Below are 3,337 nucleotides of genomic sequence, written 5' to 3'. Positions count from 1 at the left end.
CGCTCGGGACGCAGGCTGCCACGCAGCGTGTCGGCATGGGTGAAGTAGTACTTGCCTTTGACGTAGAAATCGGGTTGGGCACAGGCGGGGACGATGGCCAAAATACAGCCTGTAATCCAGGACAGAGCAAGGGCTTGCCGCAATACAGATTTTTCTGCTTTGAAAACGAAACCCGAAAATTGGTGCACGGTCAAAATTTTTTGTACTCTTGCGGTGACAAAATGACAAAAACAGTCCCCGAAATGAATCGTTTCACTTCCTTGAGAGAACAAGCCGGACTATCTATCAAAGAGGTAGCCGAATTAACAGGATATTCCGAACGAATGGTATATCGGTGGGAAAATAATGAAATTACCCCTCGGCCTGCAGTCATCAAATTGCTTGAGGACAGGGTTGCAAAATATCGCACAAAAATGGCTGAAAAACCCCTGTTCCGGTTCATCGATCTTTTTGCAGGGATTGGCGGAATGCGTTTGGCCTTTGAGGAAGCAGGCGGCCAATGCGTTTTCACCAGCGAGTGGAACAAGTTCTCGAGGCTCACATATTGCGCCAACTTCGAATGCGATCATCCTCTTGCTGGTGACATTACCAAAGTCCATGAATCGGAAATACCGGAACACGACGTGCTGTTGGCCGGGTTCCCCTGTCAGCCCTTTTCCATTGCGGGAGTATCCAAGAAAAATGCACTTGGCAAGCCACACGGCTTCGCCGACAAAACTCAGGGAACCTTGTTCTTTGATATTGCACGGATTCTGGCTTGGCACAAACCCAAAGCCTTTTTGCTGGAAAATGTCAAGAACCTTGAATCCCACAACAAAGGACAAACCTTTCGGATTATCAGGGAAACCCTTCTCGAATTGGGTTATCACATTGATTGGAAAGTTATTGACGCAAAGGGATTTGTACCGCAACACAGGGAGCGCATTTTCATTGCAGGGTTCAGGGTAGATTCGGGCTTCAGGTTCGATCTGATGGATCTGCCGGATCCCGCGAATGGCCCCAAAATGAAATCCATTCTACACCCGGAAGATGGATCTGAGGAGCCAGAACCACCATATACAACAGGCGAGCTGGCAAAGGTTGCCGAAAAATACACCTTGTCAGACAAATTATGGAGCTATCTGCAATCCTATGCAAAAAAACACCGTGAAAGAGGCAATGGATTCGGTTTTGGTTTGGTTGACGGGGAATCTGTGGCCCGCACCCTTTCTGCCAGGTATTACAAAGACGGCTCAGAGATTCTTGTAAAGCAACAAGGCAAAAACCCCAGGCGACTGACCCCGCGCGAATGCTCCCGACTCATGGGATTTGACAAGCCGGGAAGCTCCGAATTTATCATCCCGGTTTCTGACACTCAGGCATATCGGCAATTCGGGAATGCTGTAGTGGTCCCGGTTGTTGCTGCCATTGCGCGTCATATGTTACCACATATTACTGACCCGGAAAAAGCCAGGGAGCAAGTACGTAGCAGAAAAGCGAAGGTGCGGAAAGTTCATGGCTACCAGCAAGAATTGCCTTTTCACCAATAACAATACGGGATGAGTGATATAGTACCCAAGGCCAAGCGAAGCGAAATGATGGCCAACATCAAGGCAAAGAATACCCGACCCGAGCTATTTATCCGGACTGGCCTTCACCGAATGGGGTTCCGATTTCGGCTCCATCCCCCAAACCTGCCCGGCAAACCCGACATCGTATTGCCGCGGTTCCGTAGCGTAATTTTCGTTAACGGCTGCTTCTGGCATTACCACAGGTGTCATCTCTTCAAACTCCCTTCTACCCGCACTGAATTCTGGCGAAAAAAGCTTTCCGGTAACAGAGAAAGAGATCTTGCCACATGGAATGAATTACTCAATGAAGGATGGAATGTCTTGGTCATATGGGAATGTGCCATGAAAGGCAAATATCGCAGGGACTCTGACGAGTTGCTCCACAATATTGCCGATTGGCTAAAGAAAAATGAGCCTGATCCGGAAAATGAGATAGTCAAATTGCCACGATATGATGAGCTGGGAAGCCTTGAACAAGGTATTTCGCCTTCCGGCTGCAAAAAAGGAACTCGCACAGGGCGAGGTAGATCCACGCATCTCGAACCAACATGAATTCAACGGGACGAGACCCATACGTGAATTTTTGGGCGAATCCCCCTTTTACGAAAGGGAGGCCACGTTTTTGTATCTGGGTATTGATGAGCATGAAAGCTGGTCAGAAGACACCAAAGTTTCATGGTATGATGCAAGGCAAGGCAATCCCGCAAGACGCCCTGAATGGCGCTTGTATTACAAGTCTTCGGAAATAACCCGAAAAGCCAAGCCGGGCGATTGGCTATTAATTACTACTTTTCGAAATACAGACCGAATTCTGCTTTTGGTGGTTGCAAGAAATGGTTTTTGGGAAAAGGATGTATTACATCTCTTCACTTCAAGAGGAAAGCCTGAAATCAATAACCCTCTTGTTCCCTTTCTGCTCGACCAACTGGGGTTGCCTGTTCAGGAGGAGGAAGACTGCATAGACGGCGAACTTCTTGCTTTTCTGGATAACGGTGAGTTTCCTGAAGCTTCACTGTTGAGTGAAAAAGCAAGGGAAAAATCACAGGCAAATCCGGAGGAAAACCCGGATCAGGCCCTTTTGTCCTATCTCGATACTGAATTTCGGATTTTCAAAACCCTTGAAAAAATAGAGGTAGAAAAACGGCTACAAAAAGGGTTCTCCTCTGTTGAGGAATTCATCCAATATTCACTTTCCGTGCAAAACAGGCGAAAAGCCCGGGCGGGATTGGCGATGGAAAGACACCTCGAGTCCATCTTCAGGGCAAATTCCCTCAAGTTTTCAAGAAACCCCATAACGGAACTCAAAAAGCGGCCGGACTTCATCTTTCCCGCCATCCAATGTTACCGGAAGAGGGAATTTCCAGCCAAATACTTGACACACCTTGGGGCCAAAACCTCTGTAAAGGAACGGTGGCGGCAAGTGGTTACGGAAGCTGACAGAATCGAGCAAAAACATCTGTGTACCCTTGACACCAGCATTTCCGAAGACCAGCTAAAGGAAATGTCAAGCTTGCACGTAAAGTTGGTAATTCCTGCCCCTTCTTTGTCTCAAGGCAATTCAGAGAACATCATTTCCTTGCACGAATTCATTTTGCAAACCTTGAAGAAGCAAAAAGCTGCAGCTGCAAAATTCCCTTGCGCAAAATAGAAAAGCCCTCCATCAACGTCGTGATGAAGGGCTTGGTATGCCTTGTGGAGACGGCGGGAGTCGAACCCGCGTCCAGAGAAAGCTCCGCACAGCTTTCTACATGCTTAGTTCCCTGTTTGGAGTTTCAGCGAGTGGTAGG

The 3,337-nt window shown here is 47.9% G+C and carries 3 protein-coding genes and 1 other RNA gene; 3 read left to right on the top strand and 1 reads right to left on the bottom strand.

Annotated features, from left to right (window positions below):
* The first annotated feature begins 242 nt into the window (after positions 1–242).
* The 3 genes from dcm to D6694_08320 are packed head-to-tail and all read left to right on the top strand — an operon-like array spanning position 243 to position 3,198.
* Entirely contained in the window at positions 243–1,529 is a 1,287-nt protein-coding gene (gene dcm, locus D6694_08330; protein ID RMH42132.1) for a DNA (cytosine-5-)-methyltransferase, read from the top strand.
* Between the two features lie 9 nt (positions 1,530–1,538).
* Complete coding sequence (gene vsr / locus D6694_08325) at positions 1,539–2,102, top strand: DNA mismatch endonuclease Vsr (GenBank protein ID RMH42131.1); 564 nt, start codon at positions 1,539–1,541, stop codon at positions 2,100–2,102.
* Positions 2,002–3,198, top strand: a complete 1,197-nt coding sequence (locus D6694_08320; GenBank protein ID RMH42130.1) for a restriction endonuclease — start codon at positions 2,002–2,004, stop codon at positions 3,196–3,198. Before vsr ends, D6694_08320 begins: the two co-directional genes overlap by 101 nt.
* A gap of 42 nt (positions 3,199–3,240) precedes the next feature.
* Here D6694_08320 and ssrA read toward each other — a convergent pair.
* Positions 3,241–3,337: a transfer-messenger RNA gene (ssrA, locus tag D6694_08315) on the bottom strand; the annotation flags it as partial.

Source organism: Gammaproteobacteria bacterium (assembly GCA_003696665.1).
In the GTDB taxonomy this organism is placed as follows: domain Bacteria; phylum Pseudomonadota; class Gammaproteobacteria; order Enterobacterales.
Note: the sequence above shows the minus strand (reverse complement) of the source record. Positions and strands in the feature narration are given on the sequence as shown.

What these genes read in the sequence shown, in the direction of transcription:
- dcm (RMH42132.1), top strand. Translation starts at nt 243, where the DNA reads ATGAATCGTTTCACTTCCTTGAGAGAACAAGCCGGACTATCTATCAAA.
- vsr (RMH42131.1), top strand. Translation starts at nt 1,539, where the DNA reads ATGAGTGATATAGTACCCAAGGCCAAGCGAAGCGAAATGATGGCCAAC.
- D6694_08320 (RMH42130.1), top strand. Translation starts at nt 2,002, where the DNA reads ATGATGAGCTGGGAAGCCTTGAACAAGGTATTTCGCCTTCCGGCTGCA.